The following is a 20,322-nucleotide window of genomic DNA, read 5'->3' as shown; positions in this document are numbered from 1 at the left end:
ATCAAAATTTAGTAGATAAGATTTACTTCAAAAAGGAGAATAAAATAAAAAATGCAAAAAAATGGAATAATATTTGGAAAGTTTTATCCACTTCATATTGGACATGTTGATTTTATTCAAAGAGCTAGTGGTTACGTAGAAAATTTATATGTTGTGGTATGTACTGATGATGACAGGGATAAAAAATTATTTGAAGACTCAAAAATGAAAAAAATGCCAACTGTAAAAGATAGAATTAGATTTGCAGAAAAAACTTTTAAACACCAAAAAAATATAAAAATAATACATCTTGCGGAAGATGGCATACCATTTTATCCCAATGGCTGGAAATTATGGAGTGAAAGAGTACAGGAAACACTTTTAAAAAATAAAATTAAAGTGGACATAATTTTTACAAATGAAACTCAAGATGTGGAAAATTACAAAAATAATTTTTTGACATTACCCAATTTTGAAAAAACTTTCAATAAAAATTTAGAAATTAAATTAATAGACATAAATAGAAACAATTTTCATATTAGTGCAACAGAAATAAGAAAAAATCCATATAAAAACTGGTTTTTTATTCCAAAATATGTAAGAGAATTTTTTGTCCTAAAAGTAGCAATAATTGGTTCGGAATATTCAGGAAAAACTAACTTAACTCATAAATTAGCAAATTATTATAACACAACTTATGTAAAAGAATATCGAAAAGAGTATATAAAAGAAGAAATGCAGAATCACATAGAAAATATTCAGTACTCTGATTACAGCAATATTGCTTATGAACACAATAGAAGAATACTAGAATCTATCAAAAATGCTGATAAATTAACTTTTATAGATACAGAATTTTCTTCTTTACAAACATTTTCAATAATTCAAAATGATACAAAAAACCCAGTAATAGAAGATTTTATTAAACATAGCAATTTTGATCTTCTGCTATATATTGAAAAAAAATCAAACTCAAAAGATAACTCAAAATATAAAACTTCTGAATATGATAAGATATTACAATCCTTACTTGAACAAAATAGCCAAGAGTTTATACAATTATATTACAAAAATAATAGTAGTCTTACAGAAAATTATATAAAAAGTATTGAAATAATAAATAAATATCTTGAAATAAACTAATATAAAATAATACCTTTCTAAGAAATAAAAAATAGACTACGAATAAAAATATTCAAAAACACAAATTTTTTGAAAAAAAGTAGTTGACAAATAAATTCAGTTATGATAATATATATCTTGTCGATACGAAATCGTGTCGCAGGACAATTGAGATAAGAATAGAAGAAGCAATAATGTGTAAAAGATAAATAATAGTCAAGAGCTCTTGTTGTAAAACAAGATTCTCGTCAAGATAAAGGTGAAATTTAAATATATGTAAAATATATTGAATGAAGAGTTTGATCCTGGCTCAGGATGAACGCTGACAGAATGCTTAACACATGCAAGTCTTTGGCAAATCTGTGCTTGCACAGCCTAGCCAAGGCGGACGGGTGAGTAACGCGTAAAGAACTTGCCCTGCAGACAGGGATAACAGACGGAAACGACTGATAACACCTGATACAATTGCCGGCACGCATGTGCCTGGCAATGAAAAGAGATGCTGCAGGAGAGCTTTGCGTCCTATTAGCTTGTTGGTGAGGTAACGGCTCACCAAGGCGATGATAGGTAGCCGGCCTGAGAGGGTGAACGGCCACAAGGGGACTGAGATACGGCCCTTACTCCTACGGGAGGCAGCAGTGGGGAATATTGGACAATGGGGGCAACCCTGATCCAGCAATTCTGTGTGCACGAAGAAGGTTTTCGGATTGTAAAGTGCTTTCAGCAGGGAAGAAGAAAGTGACGGTACCTGCAGAAGAAGCGACGGCTAAATACGTGCCAGCAGCCGCGGTAATACGTATGTCGCAAGCGTTATCCGGAATTATTGGGCATAAAGGGCATCTAGGCGGCCAGACAAGTCTGGGGTGAAAACTTGCGGCTCAACCGCAAGCCTGCCCTGGAAACTGTTTGGCTAGAGTGCTGGAGAGGTGGACGGAACTGCACGAGTAGAGGTGAAATTCGTAGATATGTGCAGGAATGCCGATGATGAAGATAGTTCACTGGACGGCAACTGACGCTGAAGTGCGAAAGCTAGGGGAGCGAACAGGATTAGATACCCTGGTAGTCCTAGCTGTAAACGATGATTACTGGGTGTGGGCATGAAGAGTGTCCGTGCCGAAGCAAATGCGATAAGTAATCCGCCTGGGGAGTACGGCCGCAAGGCTGAAACTCAAAGGAATTGACGGGGACCCGCACAAGCGGTGGAGCATGTGGTTTAATTCGACGCAACGCGAGGAACCTTACCAGATCTTGACATCCTACGAATGCCTGTGAGAACAGGCAGTGCCTTCGGGAACGTAGAGACAGGTGGTGCATGGCTGTCGACAGCTCGTGTCGTGAGATGTTGGGTTAAGTCCCGCAACGAGCGCAACCCCTATCGTTAGTTACCATCATTAAGTTGGGGACTCTAGCGAGACTGCCTGCGAAGAGCAGGAGGAAGGTGGGGATGACGTCAAGTCATCATGCCCCTTATGATCTGGGCTACACACGTGCTACAATGGCCGGTACAGAGAGCTGCAAAGCGGCAACGCCAAGCGAATCTTTAAAGCCGGTCCAAGTTCGGATTGAAGTCTGCAACTCGACTTCATGAAGCTGGAATCGCTAGTAATCGCAGATCAGCAATGCTGCGGTGAATACGTTCTCGGGTCTTGTACACACCGCCCGTCACACCACGAGAGTTGTTTGCACCTGAAGCTGCCGGTCTAACCGTAAGGAGGAAGGCATCTAAGGTGTGGATAGTGATTGGGGTGAAGTCGTAACAAGGTATCCGTACCGGAAGGTGCGGATGGATCACCTCCTTTCTAAGGAGTTAATTCATTACACTGCTTCTTCATATATCTTATGGGCGTGTAGCTCAGGTGGTTAGAGCACTGTGCTGATAACGCAGGGGTCGCTGGTTCGAGTCCAGCCATGCCCACCATATTATGTCTTGGGGATATAGCTCAGTTGGGAGAGCGCTGCCCTTGCAAGGCAGAGGTCAGCGGTTCGAACCCGCTTATCTCCACCAATTAATATTTAGGACAATGGGAAATGAATAGTAGGTAAAAGATTACAATGAAACTAGAGTAAAAGTTATTCTGGATAAAAAGCTAATAAGGGCACACGGAGGATGCCTAGGCAACAACAGCCGATGAAGGACGTGATAAGCTGCGATAAGCTGGGAGAAGATGCACATAATCGTTAATCCCCAGATTTCCGAATGGGAAAACCTGCATGTCTGGAGGACATGCGTGAAAACGGTAAGCCCGTGAACTGAAACATCTAAGTAACGGGAGGAAAAGAAAGTAAAAACGATTCCCTAAGTAGCGGCGAGCGAACGGGGAAAAGCCTAAACCGTGCCAGTGCCAAGCGGACAGCATTGCTGGCACGGGGTTGTGGGACTTCCATTAACGGATTGTCATAATGTTTAAACTGTATGTATGTAAGTAGAATCAGCTGGGAAGCTGAACCAAAGAAGGTGATAGTCCTGTAGAACATAAAATACATATAGTGACTGGAAGCACCCGAGTAGCGTCAGGCACGAGGAATCTGGCGTGAATCAGCGTGGACCATATCACGCAAGGCTAAATACTGTTGTTGACCGATAGTGAAGAGTACCGTGAGGGAAAGGTGAAAAGAACCCTGAGCAAGGGAGTGAAATAGAATTTGAAACCGTGTGCTTACAAACGGTAGGAGCACTTTATGTGTGACTGCGTGGATTTTGGTTAATCATCCTGCGAGTTATGATTAGTGGCAAGGTTAATAAAGTGGAGCCGAAGGGAAACCGAGTCTTAATAGGGCGTTAAGTCGCTAGTCATAGACGCGAAACCTAGTGATCTAGGCCTGTCCAGGCTGAAGCTGAGGTAAGACTCAGTGGAGGGCCGAACTCACCGCCGTTGAAAAGTTGGGAGATGAGGCAGGTCTAGGGGTGAAAAGCCAATCGAACTAGGAGATAGCTCGTTCTCTCCGAAATGCATTTAGGTGCAGCCTTGACGTTAAGATATGTGGGGGTAGAGCTCTGTATGGTCTAGGGGGCGTACTGCTTACCGAAATCAAGCAAACTTCGAATACCATATATTAATAGTCAGGAGTGAGTCCGCGGATGACAAGGTCCGCGGACGAGAGGGGAACAGCCCAGACCGCCAGCTAAGGTCCCTAATTATGTCTAAGTGGGAAAGGAGGTGGATATTCACAGACAACCAGGAGGTTGGCTTAGAAGCAGCCATACCTTAAAAGAGTGCGTAATAGCTCACTGGTCGAGAGTATCTGCGCCGAAGATGTAACGGGGCTAAGACATAAACCGAAGCTGCGGAGGCGTGTTTACACGCCTGGTAGGAGAGCGTTCTGTAGGCCGTTGAAGGAATGCCGTAAGGCCATTCTGGAGGTATCAGAAGTGAGAATGCAGGAATGAGTAGCGAGAAGGCGGGCGAGAATCCCGCCGGCCGGAAGTCCAAGGTTTCCAGGGGAAGGTTTGTCCGCCCTGGGGAAGTCGGGACCTAAGCATAAGCAAAATTGTGATGGCGAATGGAAAACAGGTTAATATTCCTGTACCACTATTATCGCTTGAGAGACGGAGTGACGCAGGAAGGTATGTGAGAAGACTGACGGAATAGTCTTTCTAAGGGCGTAGCATGGACACGCAGGAAAATCCGCGTGTCTAAATGTGAGACCTGATGGGGAAGTGCATTAGCATAAGTCACAGATCCTACACTGCCGAGAAAAACTTCTATCGATGAGAAATAGTGCCCGTACTGTAAACCGACACAGGTGGACAGAGTGAGAAACTTAAGGCCGACAGGATAACTCTAGCTAAGGAACTCTGCAAAATAGCCCCGTAACTTCGGGAGAAGGGGTGCCTGATATACTTGAGAGGAGAAACACCTCAAGGGGAAACAGGCCGCAGTGAAGAGTCCCAAGCAACTGTTTACCAAAAACACAGGTCTATGCTAAGCTGAAAGGCGACGTATATGGGCTGACACCTGCCCAGTGCCGGAAGGTTAAGAGGAGGATTGAGAGATTCGAATTGAAGCCCCGGTGAACGGCGGCCGTAACTATAACGGTCCTAAGGTAGCGAAATTCCTTGTCGGGTAAGTTCCGACCTGCACGAATGGTGAAATGATTTGGGAGCTGTCTTGGCTGGAGACCTGGTGAAGTTGTAATGTCGGTGAAGATACCGACTACCTGCAGTAGGACGGAAAGACCCCGTGGAGCTTTACTGTAGTTTGGCATTGGGTTTTGGCTGTGTGTGTATAGGATAGTTGGGAGACTGTGAAGTTAAGGCGTCAGTTTTAACAGAGTCGTCGTTGGAATACCAACCATATGCCGTTGAAATTCTAATCTGGTAACGGAGACAGTGCTAGATGGGCAGTTTGACTGGGGCGGTCGCCTCCCAAAGAGTAACGGAGGCGTTCAAAGGTTCCCTCAGGCTGGATGGAAATCAGCCTAAGAGTGCAAACGCATAAGGGAGCTTGACTGCAAGACTGACGGGTCGAGCAGGTACGAAAGTAGGAGTTAGTGATCCGGCGGTTCCGTATGGAAGGACCGTCGCTCAACGGATAAAAGCTACCCCGGGGATAACAGGCTGATACTTCCCAAGAGTCCATATCGACGGAAGTGTTTGGCACCTCGATGTCGGCTCGTCTCATCCTGGGGCTGGAGAAGGTCCCAAGGGTTGGGCTGTTCGCCCATTAAAGAGGCACGCGAGCTGGGTTCAGAACGTCGTGAGACAGTTCGGTCCCTATCCACTGCAGGCGCTTGAATACTGAAAAGATCTGACCTTAGTACGAGAGGACCGGGTTGGACAGACCTCTGATGTACCAGTTGTCACGCCAGTGGCATGGCTGGGTAGTCACGTCTGGAACGGATAATCGCTGAAAGCATCTAAGCGAGAAACCGACTTTGAGATGAGTATTCGCAGTATCCATGGAGAACACATGGTTGATAGGCCAGAGGTGTAAGTGCAGCAATGCATTCAGCTGACTGGTACTAATATTACATCTGCTTTTTAATTAATCTTTTACTACTACTATTTATTTCTCATTGTCTTAACTTGACAATTTAGTTTTTAAAGTTTGGTGATGTTAGCAGCAGGGATACACCCGGTTACATTTCGAACCCGGCAGTTAAGTCTGTTTACGCCTACGATACTTGGATTCGTCCCGGGAAAATAGGTAGTTGCCAAACTTTTTTCTTTTGTGTGTCTCCGTAGCTCAGCCGGTTAGAGCATCTGACTGTTAATCAGAGGGTCGTTGGTTCGAGTCCAACCGGGGACGCCATTTTTTTTGTTAAAAATATTCAAAAATAGACTTCTTTCATTTCAACTTTTCTATATTTTAGTTTGATTCTTTAACTTTTTATATATATTATACATTCTTAAATTTTGATGTTTATTTAGGTTTTATTTATTAACTATTGTAAAATAAATTTAGAGTAAATTTTATATAAATAATTAATCTATTAAAATTTTTTTTACAAGGATTAGAATCCAATATTTTTAATTAATATACAAAACTTATATTACAGACGTTATAGGTATTTTTGGTCGCTTGTAAGAGTATGTTATATTTGTGTCTATTTATTTTTAATACATAATAGATTTGTTATTTGATTATGATATTATGTCAAAAAAATAGACTGTGTCATAAAATTGATATCATGAGACAGTCTTAAATTATAGTATGTATAAATTTTTAAATATTTATTTTTGTGTGTTTTTCAAAAATTTTAGAATTTTTAAAAGATTCTTATTGAATACGTAAATTATAGTCTTAATTATGGTACTTTTAATTTTTTAATGTATTTATTATGTATTCCATTTTTTTCTTAGAGTAATTTTAAAATTTCCAAATTTATCCATTATATTGTGCGAAATATCGCTTAAAAATTCATCAAAAATATTAAATCCAAAATCAAAATTATTGTCAAATTTATTTTTTGAATAATTTTTGTAATGATTATTTAAAAGATTCCATAAGTCAAGACTTGAAAGATACAAGTTTCCAGTAATATTATATTTTTTAGGTATTCTTAACTTGAAAGAAACGGAATTAATTTCAACATTTTCTGCTGTATTTTGTGATAATTTGATTGTTTCAATTCCAGAAGTTAATTTTTTTTCCAAATTATTATTAGTATTTGAAAGAACGTGTGATGTTGAGTTATTTATTGATAATATTAAATTTTCAACATTTTGTGGTAAGTCATCATAAGGGATATTTGGCATATTTGTTGTTATCATTAGAAATCCTGCATTGCGTTCTTTTGAGAGTTTTAAAAGAGTTTCGTACTGATCTGGGGTTGCAGAATGAATGACATGAACAATACGATTTGCATTTTCAGGATTACTTTCAAAATTGTAATTTCTAGGAGTCCAGTAGTTGATGTAAGTATCTGCCGATACTTCGCTTGTTAGCCATAAATCAGAATAATTTGACATTTCATCTGTAATACTTACGCCAGGATTTGCAACAACCATTGAATCAGGATACTTTGTTTTGACATAATTGTATAATTGTGCCATATATTTGACCTCTAGAGGGTTTTTTCCAGATGATATTTCATCAAAGAAAATTCCTGAAATATTATCAGAACCATAAAATTGTATATATTTGTCAATTTCAGAATACACTTGCTTTATGCATTTAGTATATTCGTTTGTAGTTACGTATCCGAGATTTTTGATTCCCAGTTCTTTATTTTTTTTGATTTGAACAACATAGTTATAATCAGCCTTGTCAGATGGACCGTTGTCAGGATTGATTATAACGTAAGGAATTGTTGTTTCATATTCATAATTTTCAGAGTCTGGTGTACTAAGGAAATCATGATTAGAAGAATAAGTATTTGTAACTTTACTTTTATGAATATCACCAGTATAGCCAAAATCAACTTTAAATTCATTTTCATTTTTTAAATTATTTTTTATAATATCAAAAATTTCATCATTTTTAGAAAAATTAAAATTACTTTCTACACTTGATATGGTTTTATTTTTTAAATTATTAAAATTAGAAGTTTGTATTGACGAATCAATATTTGAGGAATGTACAGTTTTTTCATAACTTAATCCTGTTACACCCGCTAAGAAAGATGGAATTAAAAAACTGTTATTTTTTAATTTTTTCTTCATTTATTACCTCCCTTCAGCATTATTTATAATGCTAAAATTGTATTTAGCAGTTTTTTATAGATCTTTCAAATTGTAAGTTATATTTTGATTTTCTATAAAGCAGTTGACCAATAAAAATTTTAAGTCTAAAATTTTCCAATCCCATTTTAGCAATATATATTATCATTTTTTTTTTATAATTTCAAGAACTTTTTTCTAAAAGAAGATAAAATTTTATTAAAAATAAAATATGCAGCCAAATTAATAACATTGACTGCTTTTTCATAATTTTAAATTGGATAACATAGTAATACCATGTATTAAAGCTTAAATTAAAAGTTTTAATTACTATAAAGGAGTTTAGTGTCTTTTTAACTTAGCTTGTTTAAAGTTTTAGTAGTATAAATTAATGTCTTTTATTTTGTTTTATACTAGGTTTTTTAGTGTTTCTTTTTTCTTGAGGATTTATTGTTTGTTTTTTTGTTGGCTTTTTGTTTATCGTTTTTCTTTTTGATTGAACAACCGTTATTTTTGGTTTTGGCTTTGGATGCTTAGGAGGTACTGCAAAAGAGACTATTGAAATTCCAATAATTCCTAGAATTGCAACCATTTTCTTAAAGGTGTTTTTTATATTCATATTTAACCATCTCCATTCAAATTTATTTTTTCTATTTTCTCTTGACAAGTATATAGTATCATTTAATTTTGTCAAAATTATGTAAATTTTGTGTCTTTTTTGTGAAATTTAATTTTTATTTTTATAATATTAGTTAAATTAAAATTAAAAAATAATTGACAAAAATATAAAAATGTAGTATTATAAGTTAAAATTAAAATCTAATTAAGAAAAGGAAGGGGAATGGATTATTATAAAATACTGGAAGTGTCTGAAAATGCAGATATTTTGAAAATAAAAAAGCAATATAGAAAATTGGCAATGAAATATCATCCCGATAGAAACGCAGGAGATAAAAGGGCTGTAAAAAAATTTCGAGAAATAACAGAGGCTTATGAAGTACTTTCAAATGGGGAAAAACGGAAAGAGTATGATTATAAAAGAGAAAATGAGAATAATCATACAAAAAAGAAAAATGATAAGGAAAATTTTAAAAATAAATATTCTGAAAATAATTTTAGTTTTGGAAAAGAATTTTTTAAAAGTGCGGCCGAAATGAAAGGAATGTTTGAAAATAGTTTTGGGCTAGATAAAATGATAAAGAATAAAGCAAAAGATGAGAAGGAAAGTGTGAAAAGCAGGTTTGAGAGTTTTTTTGATATGAAAGAGAAAAAGTAAGAAGGGGAAATTAGAAATGTTGTGGGGAATCAGAAGAAGTTTTACAAATTGGAAAAATATTTTTAGGCGTCCGCTTGGGCGTGGAAGCATTTACAGGCTGGAACGGCTTAGAAGTGTGGCACGGCTTGGAAAAAATAGAGAAAATGGAAAAATTAACGATGAAATGAGTAAAATTAGTGTAGAAAAGGGAATTAAAAAATATGAAAAACGGAAATTGAATGTAAAAAATCAAAAAAGTTACAAATTTTTAAATATAAAAAATATTTTGATAATGACAGTTTTAATATTTACATTCATTTTTGTGCATTTTTCAGGATATTCTACTAAAAGTCTCTATTTTTCAATTTTTATTTATATTGGAGTTACACTTTACCTTCTTATTGTGGAAAGATTTTTTGAAAAGGTGAAAGTTGAGGAGGAAATCAAAAATATAAAAAATGAGAGGGAAAGGGAGCATAATGTATTTTTAGAAAGGGTAAAGGAAATTGAGGACTTGGAGAAAAAGCAGATTGAGCATATATTTTTGAAGGATTCAGAAGATTATGATATGAAAATTTGGAAAATTGGGAGGGCAACATCGCTTCTTATTGGGAAACAATCGCCAAGAAACAGGGTAGATATAGATGTAAGTGAAGGAATTTATTCAAATTTAGTCAGCAGGGTTCATGGAATTTTAAATCGTGTCAATGGAATCTGGTATTATGAGGATTTAGGCTCACAAAATGGAAGCGGAATTGAAAGAAGTTTAGATAAACGGAAAATAAAACTGAAAAAAAATATACCAGTAAAAGTGGAATCAGGAGACATAATTTATTTAGCGACTACAAAAATATTATTAAAATAAATCTATAAATTTATAAAATGAAAAAAGAAAGGAAAATTTTAAAATGAAATTGGATAGATGTAAAAATGGGCATATATACGATGTTTCAAGATACAGCTTATGTCCTTACTGCAAATCAGAAGGGCTGGAAACAGAAAATCTGGATGACAAAATTAATCTGGTTGAAGAAATGAAGGATGAAGACAGAACAACAGCCTACTGGTCTAAAGATAGCACCGTAGATCCAGTCGTAGGCTGGCTTACGTGTATTGAAGGGCATGATAAGGGAAAAGACTACAGGATTGTGAGTGAACGTAACTTTGTTGGGCGTGGAGAAAATATGGATATACAAATTTTAGGAGATACTATGATTTCTAGAAAAAACCATTGTTCAATAAGCTATAATCCCAAACAGCGAAAATTTATGCTAACTCCCGGAGATTCTAATGGATTAATTTATCTAAATGGAGAAGCAGTTTACAACACAGTAGAATTACGGGCATATTCAGTAGTGGAAATGGGGGAAAGCAAGTTTGTATTTGTGAATTTGTGCGGAGATTATTTTGACTGGGAAAAGGAAAAATCGAGAGAGGAAAGCGTGAAAAGAAAATATGAAAATTTAAATGATGAAAAAATTGTGAAAAATACGAATTTTCAGAATAAAAATAATGATTTAGAAGTAAAAATTGAAGATTATGAACAGATTTAATAAATTTATACTAAACTCAATTTAAATAAAAAATTTATTACAAACTTTTCTAACAAAAGATATAAATCTTTACTGTAAGATAAGGATTTGCGGCGATGAGCAATCCTACGAAAATAAAAGAAAAAATATAATATAAAATAAGAAAAACTGTTATTGAACAAAATAATCTAATACTAAATCTTATTAGAAAATAGAATACAATTCAAAATTTATTAGATATTAACCTTTTTAATGGGGAATAGTATAAAAATATATTTTATAAAGTTGAATTAATAAAAAATAGAGGGAGAAATTGAGAAATGAGGAAAGATGAGGCAAAATTTATTACGGAATTTTTGAGTGAGGCTGGGACGAAGGTTGAAAATAACGATTATTTTGGGTATGTTTTGCTGGATAATTATGCAATTTGGGCTGTGGCAGATGGATTTGATGAGGAAGAAGGGGCAAAAGTTGCGGCAAGGATTGCTGTGGAATCTGCTATTGAATATTTTATGCTACGTCCACGATTTAACTATGATGTAATAAAGGAAATGATGGATTATGCCAATCTGAAAGTTAAGGAAAAACAGGAAGAAACTCAGAAATATTCTCTTATGCACACTTCTCTTTTAATCATTATAAGTAATTATAATTCAATTTTATATGGAAATATCGGAAATACAAGGTTTTATCATATTAGAGGCGGATATATCATTTCTCAAAGTAGAGATGACACGATAGCACAGCTTTTGGTGGACGAAGAGGCATTGAATATATCGGATATGAGATTTCACAGGCAAAGAAATGATTTGCTGCAGGCAATTGGGGATTTTGGGAAAATTAAGCCAAATATTATAAAAAAACCTGTAGAACTTATGGAAAAAGATGTTTTTTGCTTGACGACTGTAGGATTCTGGGAAAATATTGATGAGCATGATATGGAAAATGATTTATCCAGATTTGAGGATAAGAAGCAATGGTTAAATTCATTGGAAAAACGGATACTTGCTTCGCTTAGGGATAATATTGAAAATTATACGATTGCACAGGTAGAAGTGAGTGCTGTAGCAAGTCCAGAGCCGATGGAAAAGGATAAAAGCAAACTTATAAAAAAAATAATACTTGTAATGCTCATTATTGCTGTAATTATTTTGTTTGTTGTAATTTGGAATGTAAAAAGGCGAAACGGTATTCTGCAGGCGGCAACGCAGTATGAAAAATTGGCGGATGAGGAGATCTTAAAGAAAAATTTTAATAATTCAATTGATAATTTGAAACTTGAAATTGGAGAGTATGAAAAATTAAAGCCAAAAAGCAAGGGTATAATAGGATTTCTTACGAATGCTGAGAAAAAGAGAGCTGATGCAAGTAAGAAAATTGATGAGATAAATAAGAAAATTGGAGAAACTGAGAAGATTAAAAAGGCATTTTCGGATATTAGTGAGGGAAATGAGATGTTTAACAGCGGGAATTATGACGAGGCGAACGTAAAATATCAGCAGGCTAAGTATAACCTGAATGACAACAGTTATAAACGTGACGAGCTGAACACGGAAGAGATTTTAACTACATTGGATTCACGGATAAATTCAACCGTGAAATTAAAGGAAGCCAAGGCTCTGGAGGTTGCTGGAGATGCGGCAGTTAATGAAGGAAGCTACAATTTGGCAAAAGTTAGCTATAAAAATGCGGCTGATATGTATTTGGCAAATGGAAGGGCAGATTATGTTTCGCAAGTTGAGAAAAAGCTGGAGGAAATAACGGATAAGGAAAAAACAGCGTATAATGGGGCAATGCTTGCTGAAAATAAAGGGGATTCGCTGGCACAAAGCAATATTAATTCTTCAAAAGAAGCGTATTATCAGGCACGACAGATGTACCAGACGCTTGGAGATACTGTGAAAGTGGAAGAAATTGACAATAAGATACAGGAACTTAATTCTCAGCAAAACGCTGATTTACAGACTGCCAATAATCTCGTTCAGGAAGGGCTTTCGCAAATAACTGTCAATAATCCAGCACAAGCAATAAATATTCTAACGCAGGCTAAAAATATTTATCAGAAGATGAAAGATACGAATAATGCAAATACCGTCGACAAATACATAAGCCAGGCACAGGAATTTATTAAATTTGAGAGCCAGAATGCTGAAAAGTTGAAAACACAGGAAATGGAATATTCGGAAAGGTTAAGGCAGCAGGAAATACAGATGGAGCAGCAACTGCAGATAAAAGAAGCTGAAATCAAGGCACAGCAGGAAGAAATGGAGCGGGAGCGGCAAAGACGTGAAGAAATAACAAGAAAAATGGAAAATGCGTCAAATCTGGAAACGCAGGCTGATCAGCTGGCTATAAATGAAAGATTTGAAGAAAGTATTTCAAAATATGAGGAAACGAAGAAACTTCTGGAAGAGGTGAATGCAGATGGAAATTTTGGAAATCAGATGTCTAAAATTCAAGATTTGAATAAAAAAATTGAAAAAAGTGAGGGATATTTGCTAAAGAAAAAAGCAGAAGAGGATTTTAAGAATAAAAAATGGAAGGAAGCTGTGGAAAAATTTACGCAGGCAAAGGAAAAGCTGGAAAAAAGCAACGCTAAGCAAAATGAAATAGGGGAAATTGAAAAAAAACTGAAAAAGGCTGAGAAAAAGGCGAGTAAAAAATGGTGGCAGTTTTGGAAAGTTTTTTAAAAGAAAGGAGGGAAAATGATAAAAAAAATAAAATTAAATACTTTCTTTTTTAAGGAATATGCGCAAATTGCTGAAAAAAACACTTATTCGGCATATATTCCAAATGGAAGCAAAGGAATATGGTGTATTGCTGACTTTGATGAAAAGACAAATGAAAAAATGCAGGAAAAGTCAGAAATATCTAAAAAAATTGAAAAAAGTAATGTTGAAAATAAGAAAATTGATAAGACAAATTTAGCAAAAATTGGAGTTCATAAAATTATTGAAAAATATTTGGAAAATAATGAATTTTCGCTAGAAAACATAAAACAGATGATACAATCTTCCATTGATAAAGTGGTTTTTGAGAAAACAAAATTATATAAATTTCATAAAGCTGAAAAAGATTTTGATTTAAAAAATTTTTATTCACAAATTGTTATTATTATTGAAAAAAATAATATGATTGTTGAAAATATGGGGAAAACTGAACTTGTTTTGTATAGGGAAAATAGAATTGTGGAAAAGATAGGTGGTGAGCAAGTCAAAAAAATAAGACTGAAAAAACATGATTATTTGCTGGCTGGGAATTCTGAATTTTGGAAAGTTGTTAATGAGAGTGAAATTGAGGAGGTTTATGTTGATAGGAAAAGTAAATTAAATGTCGAGCAGAATTTAAGTGAACAGATAAAGGCTAGTGAGAAAAAATTGGGAAAAGTGATACCATTTTTGTCGATTTTTGTTGAAGATATTGAAATGGAAAAGAATTATAAATTGTTAGGAAACGAGATTAATGAGAAAAATCAAAAGTGTGAAATGGCTGTAAAATATATGTTTTTAGTTGCAATGTTTATATTTTTATTTGTTTCTGTGGGAAAAAATATTCAAAAAGGTTATTTTGAAAACAGAAAAAACGGAAATACTGAAAATGTGATGGCTAAAAAGATTGGAGAAAAAGCAAATTTATTAGAAAGCAGGCTATATGTAAAAGCAGAAATAGAAAAGAGTAAAATTGAGCTGGAAAATTTGGGAAATGTTAAAGTTGAAGTTAAAGAATCCGCTGGGAATCGTAATTTAGTTGAATATCAAAAGGAAGAAACTGGGAATGAAGAAATAAAAAATAAAGATATGGAAAATTTACAGATAACTGAAAATAATAAAGAAAGTAAAGTAAAAAGGGCTGAAAAATTAAATAATTCAAGAATAAAAAAGAAAAGTTCTAAAAATAAAAAATATAATAGAAAAAATCTGAATGCAGATAATAGAAATTTTAAGAAATATTATAAGGTAAAAAGTAATGGAATTTCACAACTTGAAAAGGAAATTGAGAAAAAATGGGAAGTTCTTGGGCGTGATAGGAATGGGAATAATTTTGTGAAAAATAGAGAATTTAAAAGGGAAAAGAAGAATGGATTTTTTATTAAAGGGAACAATATTGAATGGGAAGTATAAAATTTTAAATTATGTAGCTAAAAGTGATTTTTCCAATATTTATATGTGTGAAGATAGACAAGGGGAAAAAGTAATTATTAAAGAATGTTATCCTTCCGAAATTGTTATGAGAAATGGCAAAGAGGTTTTTACGGAAAAGTATAAGAAAGATTTTGAACGGCTGAAAGAATGTTTTTGGAAAGAGAAATGTATTTTGGAGAAATTTTTGAAAAAATCTAAAAGGAGGAAACAGAGATTTGTGAATGATGTTGTTAAACTTGTGGATTTTTTTAGTGAAAATAGGACAAATTATATTGTTACTGAATATTTTCGTGGAGTTACCTTGAAAAAATATATTTTGGAAAATCGGATAAAAAATGGAAAATTGAGGATAAATCATATTTTGGAAATATTCTTTAAAATTGCAGAAGTAGTTTGTAAAATTCATAAAAAGGGAATTATTCATTGTGATTTGAAGCCTTCTAATATTTTGATTGATATTAGGGGAAATATTAGGATTATTGATTTTGGAGCGAGCTTAAAAAAGAAGGAAAAAGTTGAGTTTGTTAAGGTTTCGGAAGGATATTCGCCGATTGAGATTTATTCAGAAAAAGTAGAGATTGATGAAAGAACAGATGTTTATTCACTTGCGGCACTTTTATATTTTATGCTTTGTGGAGTGAAAGTGGATGGGGCGATTAATAGGTTTTATAAGGCTGAACTGGAGTTTGATAGAGAGGTTATTTTGGGATTTGAGAAGATTGAGAAATTTAAGGAAGTGGAAGAAGTTATAAAAAAAGGGCTAGAGTTTGATAGGCAGAAAAGGTTTGGAAGTGTTAGGGAAATGATTGAAAAATTGCGAAAAATTTTTATACAAAGCTAAATATTTTTAATATTTTTAGATTTTATAAATTATACTATTTGCCATTAAAATAATAGAATTATAGTAAAACTTCTTTAAAACCGAACTCAAAAATCATGACTATTTTACTCAAACTCTAAATTCATATAATTTTTAGTAGTTTAATTTTAAACAGGTTAGAGTATAGTATAATTTTTTTTATGCAACAAAATATAATTTCTGTTTTTTAAATTTGGGTTAGCATTAGATATGCTTGATAACCGTTTAAATTTAAAGTAAATATTGTTTAACAAAGGTAAAGAATTCTTTGTTATTCAGGAAACTATTAGATAAATCACGATAAAATCAAAAACAAGTAAATCTTGAATTTTAATAAAATCGTTATAATACTTGAAAATAGTAAAGGGGAAAAGGTAAAAATATGAGATTATTTTATGAAGAGGAATTGCGAAGAAAATCTTATTATGAGATGTATCAGATTGCAATCGAGGAACATTTGGTAAATGTACATGTGGAAACGCCTACGAGAGAAGAGCTTATCTCACTTTTGATGAAATATCGAGGGGTCAAGGGAAATTACTGTATTGACAAGTATAATAAAAATGGGCTTGTGAATGTTCAGGAACTTTTTGATAATAAACTTGGTGAGAGGATTCATTATGAGAATAAAATACGGGTGCCGCACAAGATTATTTTGTATAAGGAGCTTGATTTGATAAGGGAGGACAATTATAAAATTGAGATTCCTGAAAATGTCAGCAGTGCAAATGCTTTTCTTATAAATGCAAATAATTACTTGTGTGGAATTTTCCAGCTGGAAAAGGATTTGAACAGCAGGAATAAGTATTTTTTAATTAGTAAAAAGGAATTTTTTAGAGTCGAAACGCTGAGAAATAATAAATTTTCATTTTTGTTCTTTAAAGAAAATGACTTGAAATTTATTCATAAGTTTTATAATTTGAAGGAAGATGAAATGACACCGCTTTATCCGTACCAGATGGATTATTACAAAGTTGAAATTGAAAATTTTATTGTGAAAAATCTGGAAACTACGAATACACCGCTTTGTATTGATTTTGGAACGGTAAATACGGCTCTCGGGGCATATCTGGATAAAAATTATGTGAAGGATTTGCCTACTAACGATATTTTGAATGGAAATGTCGTAATAGATGCGATAAATTATGTGAAATTTGATGACGGAGAGAGACATTACCGTGAGATTTTTCCGACGTTGGTTTATGTTGATGATTGCAGCGATGCTAACAATATTCAGTATTCATTTGGCTACGATGTGGTAAGAAAGCTAGAAAGAAATGACTATATTGTCAATGGCTCAATTTTTTACAGCTTGAAAAGGTGGGTGCATGAACATAATAAACTTGAGAAAATTAATGATGAGTTTGGAAATATTCTGTATGTAAAAAGAAAGGATATAATAAAGGCATATTTAAAATATGTTGTGAATCGTGCTGAATATATGTTTAAATGCAAATTTAAAAAAATTCACGCTTCCAGCCCTGTAAAATTGAAGGAGCAGTTTTTGGCGATGTTTCAGGAAATTTTTATGATGGAAAATAAATTTAATAAAAATCAGAATTCTGAAATTTCTGAAAAAAATATAATTTCAAGTGAGAAAAATTATGAATATGAAATTATTCGTGAAAATGCGATGGATGAAGCAATTGCGGTGCTGTATAATACGATTGAGATACAGATAAGAAAGGGGAGATATAAGGAGAACGAAGAATACAGTGCATTAATTATTGACTGTGGTGGTGGGACGACGGATTTGGCGGCTTGTAAATATGTGATTAGTAAGGACAAAATTTCATATTATCTGGATATAAGAACAAGTTTTGAAAATGGGGATGAGAATTTTGGTGGAAATGACTTGACTTACAGAATTATGCAGTTTTTGAAAATTGTGCTTGGGGCAAGATATTCTGAAAATAGGGTCGTTTCTATTAATGATTTGATAAAATATGACAATGATATGATTTACAAGGTAATTGATGAGAGCGGTGTTGAGAAGATTTTTGAAAATATGAATTCGGAATATGAAAAGTATGAAAATGTAATCCCTACAAAATATTCACAGTTTGAGAATAAAATGAGCGAGGAATATCAGAAAATACGGAATAACTTTTATATGCTTTGGGAAGCAGCTGAAAATCTTAAAAAAGAATTTTTTACATCCGATGGAAGACTGCGAACATGTTTTGATGTGCCTAGAAATTATGAAAAACGGAATGATATTCATATAACACAGATAAAAAGCTGGAAAATTCATACTTATGAAAATGGAATATTTACCACAATAACAGATTATCCAAGACATATTTTTACTATAAAGGAAATTGAAAAAATCGTAAAAGCTGATATTTACGGAATGCTCAGAAAATTTTTGAATACATATTACAAGGAAGGGTTGCTTTTTGAATATTCATTAATAAAATTAAGTGGACAGTCAACAAAAATCAGTACATTTCAGGAAGTCCTAAAGGAATTTGTTCCAGGAAAGATGATTGAATACAAGGAACTGAGCCATCGTGATGATTACGAGCTAAAACTGAACTGTCTGGATGGAGCTATAAAATATCTGGATTATAAGCGTTTTGGGCATATAGATGTGGAAATTGTGAATGAAGTTCCGCTTGTACCATATTCTGTGTGGGTGGAAAAATACGATGGGGAAAAAGTGGAAATGATACAGACTTCACGGAAGGCTGATATTCTAATTGGACAAATTGACAAAAAGATTTCTGCTGAAGAACTAAAAATTTATGTTTATACTGCAGAAGGTGAATTGAAGAAAGAAATGATTTATAAAAATGAGGATAATTATGAAGAAATGGACGCACAGGAAATTTTGCCTGAATTTACAAATATAATTTCTCAAAATGATACCGATACAATTCAAAACAACACAGTAAGATTTTTTATTTATACTGATTTGAACAACTGGGGATTTTTTGTAGTTCCAATCCAAAGGAAATCAGACCAGCTTTATCTTGGACGAAAGGAATATTTCCCTTATGAAGATAATTTAAGTGAAAATTCCTATTTTGACGGAAACCACTAAAAAAGGAAGAGAAATTTGAGAAAAAAAGATGAGATAATTTGGATAATGCCCGCAATTTTTATTTTTATTATTCTTTTTATGCTAAAATTCTGTACTCCCAAAATTAATCAGAAATATGTTATTGAAAAAATAACACGTGAAAATCTTGAACTTTTTGTGGACATGAAAGGAACTGTTGTTGCACATAATATTACTAAAATTGGACTGGATGTGAATTTATCCGTTGATGATGTTTATTACAAGGTTGGAGATTTTGTAAAAAAGGGCGATGTGATAGTGAAATTTAGTGATTATCAGAAAAATGGATTGAATGAAAAACGTACGTTATTAGTGATTAAAAATCGGGAATTAAGAAATTTGGAAAAACAAAAGGAATTGGGAGCTGATGTTAGTCAGAAAATTCAGAAATTATGCGGAGAAATATCAGGATTGGAAATTGAAATTAAAGATGAAATGAGAAATACAAGATTGGTTCAGAGAAGTGTAAGAAGTCCATTTGATGCTTATATTGTGAAAATTAATGCAGTGAAAGGTGGAATTGCAAATAAAAATGAACCTATTTTGATTCTTGCCAAAAGGGAAGATTTAAAAATAGTTAGTGAAAGTGTGAAAAGCGATAAAGTTAAAAATCTGAAAATTGGGAATGTGGCTAAAATTAATATTTTTAGGAGAGAAAATAAAAAGATTGGGGAAGAAAAAACACTTGAAGAATTAATTGAAATGAAAAATGATAAAAATAAGGAAATTTTGCAAGATAAGAATAAGATAAAAGAGAATTCAGATTTATTTTCTGAAAAAAAAGTTATTGAAGCAGAATTATTTAAGATTAATAAAATTGGGGATATGAATGTGTTTGAATTTTTGCCAACATTATTTAAGGATTTGTTTTTAAATGAGCAAGTAGATATTCGTGTGATTTATAGGAAAAAAGAAAATGTTCTGGCTGTTCCAAAAAAGGCTGTTATTTTTAAAAATCAGAAAAGTTATATTTATTTGATTGATAAGAATAATTTAGTTAAAGAAAAGGAAGTGTTTATTGGGATGAATAACGGAGAGAAAATTGAAATTTTTGGAATGGATATTGGAGAAGGGTTGGAAATTATTAGAAATCCTGATAATAAGATTGAGAATAATGTGATTGTGGAACGAAGGAATATTAAGGATGAGGAAATTGAAAAGAAGAAAAAATTGGAAAGGTTAGAGAGGGAAAATGAAAAACTGGGGAATAGAATGGATGAAAATGAGAGGGAAATTATTAGACTAAAAAGAAAATAAATCAGGATGT

Annotated in this window: 11 protein-coding genes, 3 tRNA genes and 3 rRNA genes; 15 read left to right on the top strand and 2 right to left on the bottom strand. The window is 33.5% G+C overall.

Annotated elements, in window-relative coordinates:
* Window positions 1-51 precede the first annotated feature (51 nt).
* From nadR to QU666_RS09940, 7 genes are all read left to right on the top strand, one after another.
* Window positions 52-1,122, top strand: coding sequence for a multifunctional transcriptional regulator/nicotinamide-nucleotide adenylyltransferase/ribosylnicotinamide kinase NadR (nadR, locus tag QU666_RS09970; protein ID WP_021768909.1), 1,071 nt, complete (start codon window positions 52-54; stop codon window positions 1,120-1,122).
* A 266-nt stretch (window positions 1,123-1,388) separates the two neighbouring features.
* A 16S ribosomal RNA gene (locus QU666_RS09965) occupies window positions 1,389-2,900 on the top strand.
* Between the two features lie 42 nt (window positions 2,901-2,942).
* Window positions 2,943-3,019: transfer RNA gene (locus QU666_RS09960), tRNA-Ile, on the top strand.
* An 11-nt stretch (window positions 3,020-3,030) separates the two neighbouring features.
* Window positions 3,031-3,106 (top strand) — tRNA-Ala (locus QU666_RS09955).
* A 75-nt stretch (window positions 3,107-3,181) separates the two neighbouring features.
* Window positions 3,182-6,087 (top strand): 23S ribosomal RNA (locus QU666_RS09950).
* A gap of 61 nt (window positions 6,088-6,148) precedes the next feature.
* Window positions 6,149-6,261 (top strand): 5S ribosomal RNA (gene rrf / locus QU666_RS09945).
* The 16S, 23S and 5S rRNA genes sit together here with 3 tRNA genes alongside, the layout of an rRNA operon.
* Before the next feature lie 15 nt (window positions 6,262-6,276).
* A tRNA-Asn gene (locus QU666_RS09940) sits at window positions 6,277-6,353 on the top strand.
* A 527-nt stretch (window positions 6,354-6,880) separates the two neighbouring features.
* On the opposite strand, the gene QU666_RS09935 is transcribed toward QU666_RS09940, so the two are convergent.
* Complete coding sequence (locus QU666_RS09935; RefSeq protein WP_021770327.1) at window positions 6,881-8,206, bottom strand: spherulation-specific family 4 protein; 1,326 nt, start codon at window positions 8,204-8,206, stop codon at window positions 6,881-6,883.
* A 385-nt stretch (window positions 8,207-8,591) separates the two neighbouring features.
* On the bottom strand, window positions 8,592-8,822 hold the full coding sequence (locus tag QU666_RS09930) for a hypothetical protein (protein WP_036072093.1): 231 nt from the start codon (window positions 8,820-8,822) through the stop codon (window positions 8,592-8,594).
* A 222-nt stretch (window positions 8,823-9,044) separates the two neighbouring features.
* Here QU666_RS09930 and QU666_RS09925 point away from each other — a divergent pair, with 222 nt between their 5' ends.
* The 8 genes from QU666_RS09925 to QU666_RS09890 all read left to right on the top strand — a co-directional run bounded on the left by QU666_RS09925 (window position 9,045) and on the right by QU666_RS09890 (window position 20,312).
* A complete protein-coding gene (locus QU666_RS09925) occupies window positions 9,045-9,479 on the top strand; it encodes a DnaJ domain-containing protein (RefSeq protein WP_021770329.1) in 435 nt (144 codons plus the stop codon).
* Between the two features lie 16 nt (window positions 9,480-9,495).
* On the top strand, window positions 9,496-10,323 hold the full coding sequence (locus tag QU666_RS09920; RefSeq protein WP_021770330.1) for an FHA domain-containing protein: 828 nt from the start codon (window positions 9,496-9,498) through the stop codon (window positions 10,321-10,323).
* A 43-nt stretch (window positions 10,324-10,366) separates the two neighbouring features.
* Window positions 10,367-11,011 carry an FHA domain-containing protein gene (locus tag QU666_RS09915; protein ID WP_021770331.1) on the top strand — a complete coding sequence of 215 codons (645 nt, stop codon included), beginning with the start codon at window positions 10,367-10,369 and terminating at the stop codon, window positions 11,009-11,011.
* A 299-nt stretch (window positions 11,012-11,310) separates the two neighbouring features.
* Window positions 11,311-13,680 (top strand): PP2C family serine/threonine-protein phosphatase, encoded by a 2,370-nt coding sequence (locus tag QU666_RS09910; RefSeq protein ID WP_021770332.1) that lies wholly within the window; start codon window positions 11,311-11,313, stop codon window positions 13,678-13,680.
* Window positions 13,681-13,695: 15 nt separating this feature from the next.
* Window positions 13,696-15,111 (top strand): hypothetical protein, encoded by a 1,416-nt coding sequence (locus tag QU666_RS09905; RefSeq protein WP_021770333.1) that lies wholly within the window; start codon window positions 13,696-13,698, stop codon window positions 15,109-15,111.
* A complete protein-coding gene (locus QU666_RS09900) occupies window positions 15,068-15,973 on the top strand; it encodes a serine/threonine-protein kinase (protein ID WP_021770334.1) in 906 nt (301 codons plus the stop codon). Before QU666_RS09905 ends, QU666_RS09900 begins: the two co-directional genes overlap by 44 nt.
* 400 nt (window positions 15,974-16,373) lie before the next feature.
* Window positions 16,374-19,037, top strand: a complete 2,664-nt coding sequence (locus QU666_RS09895) for a hypothetical protein (RefSeq protein WP_021770335.1) — start codon at window positions 16,374-16,376, stop codon at window positions 19,035-19,037.
* Between the two features lie 15 nt (window positions 19,038-19,052).
* Window positions 19,053-20,312, top strand: coding sequence for an efflux RND transporter periplasmic adaptor subunit (locus QU666_RS09890; RefSeq protein ID WP_021770336.1), 1,260 nt, complete (start codon window positions 19,053-19,055; stop codon window positions 20,310-20,312).
* The last annotated feature ends 10 nt before the right edge of the window (window positions 20,313-20,322 follow it).

It is taken from the genome of Leptotrichia sp. HMT-225 (assembly GCF_030644325.1).
In the GTDB taxonomy this organism is placed as follows: domain Bacteria; phylum Fusobacteriota; class Fusobacteriia; order Fusobacteriales; family Leptotrichiaceae; genus Leptotrichia; species Leptotrichia massiliensis.
This window is presented reverse-complemented; position numbering and strand designations above follow the sequence as displayed.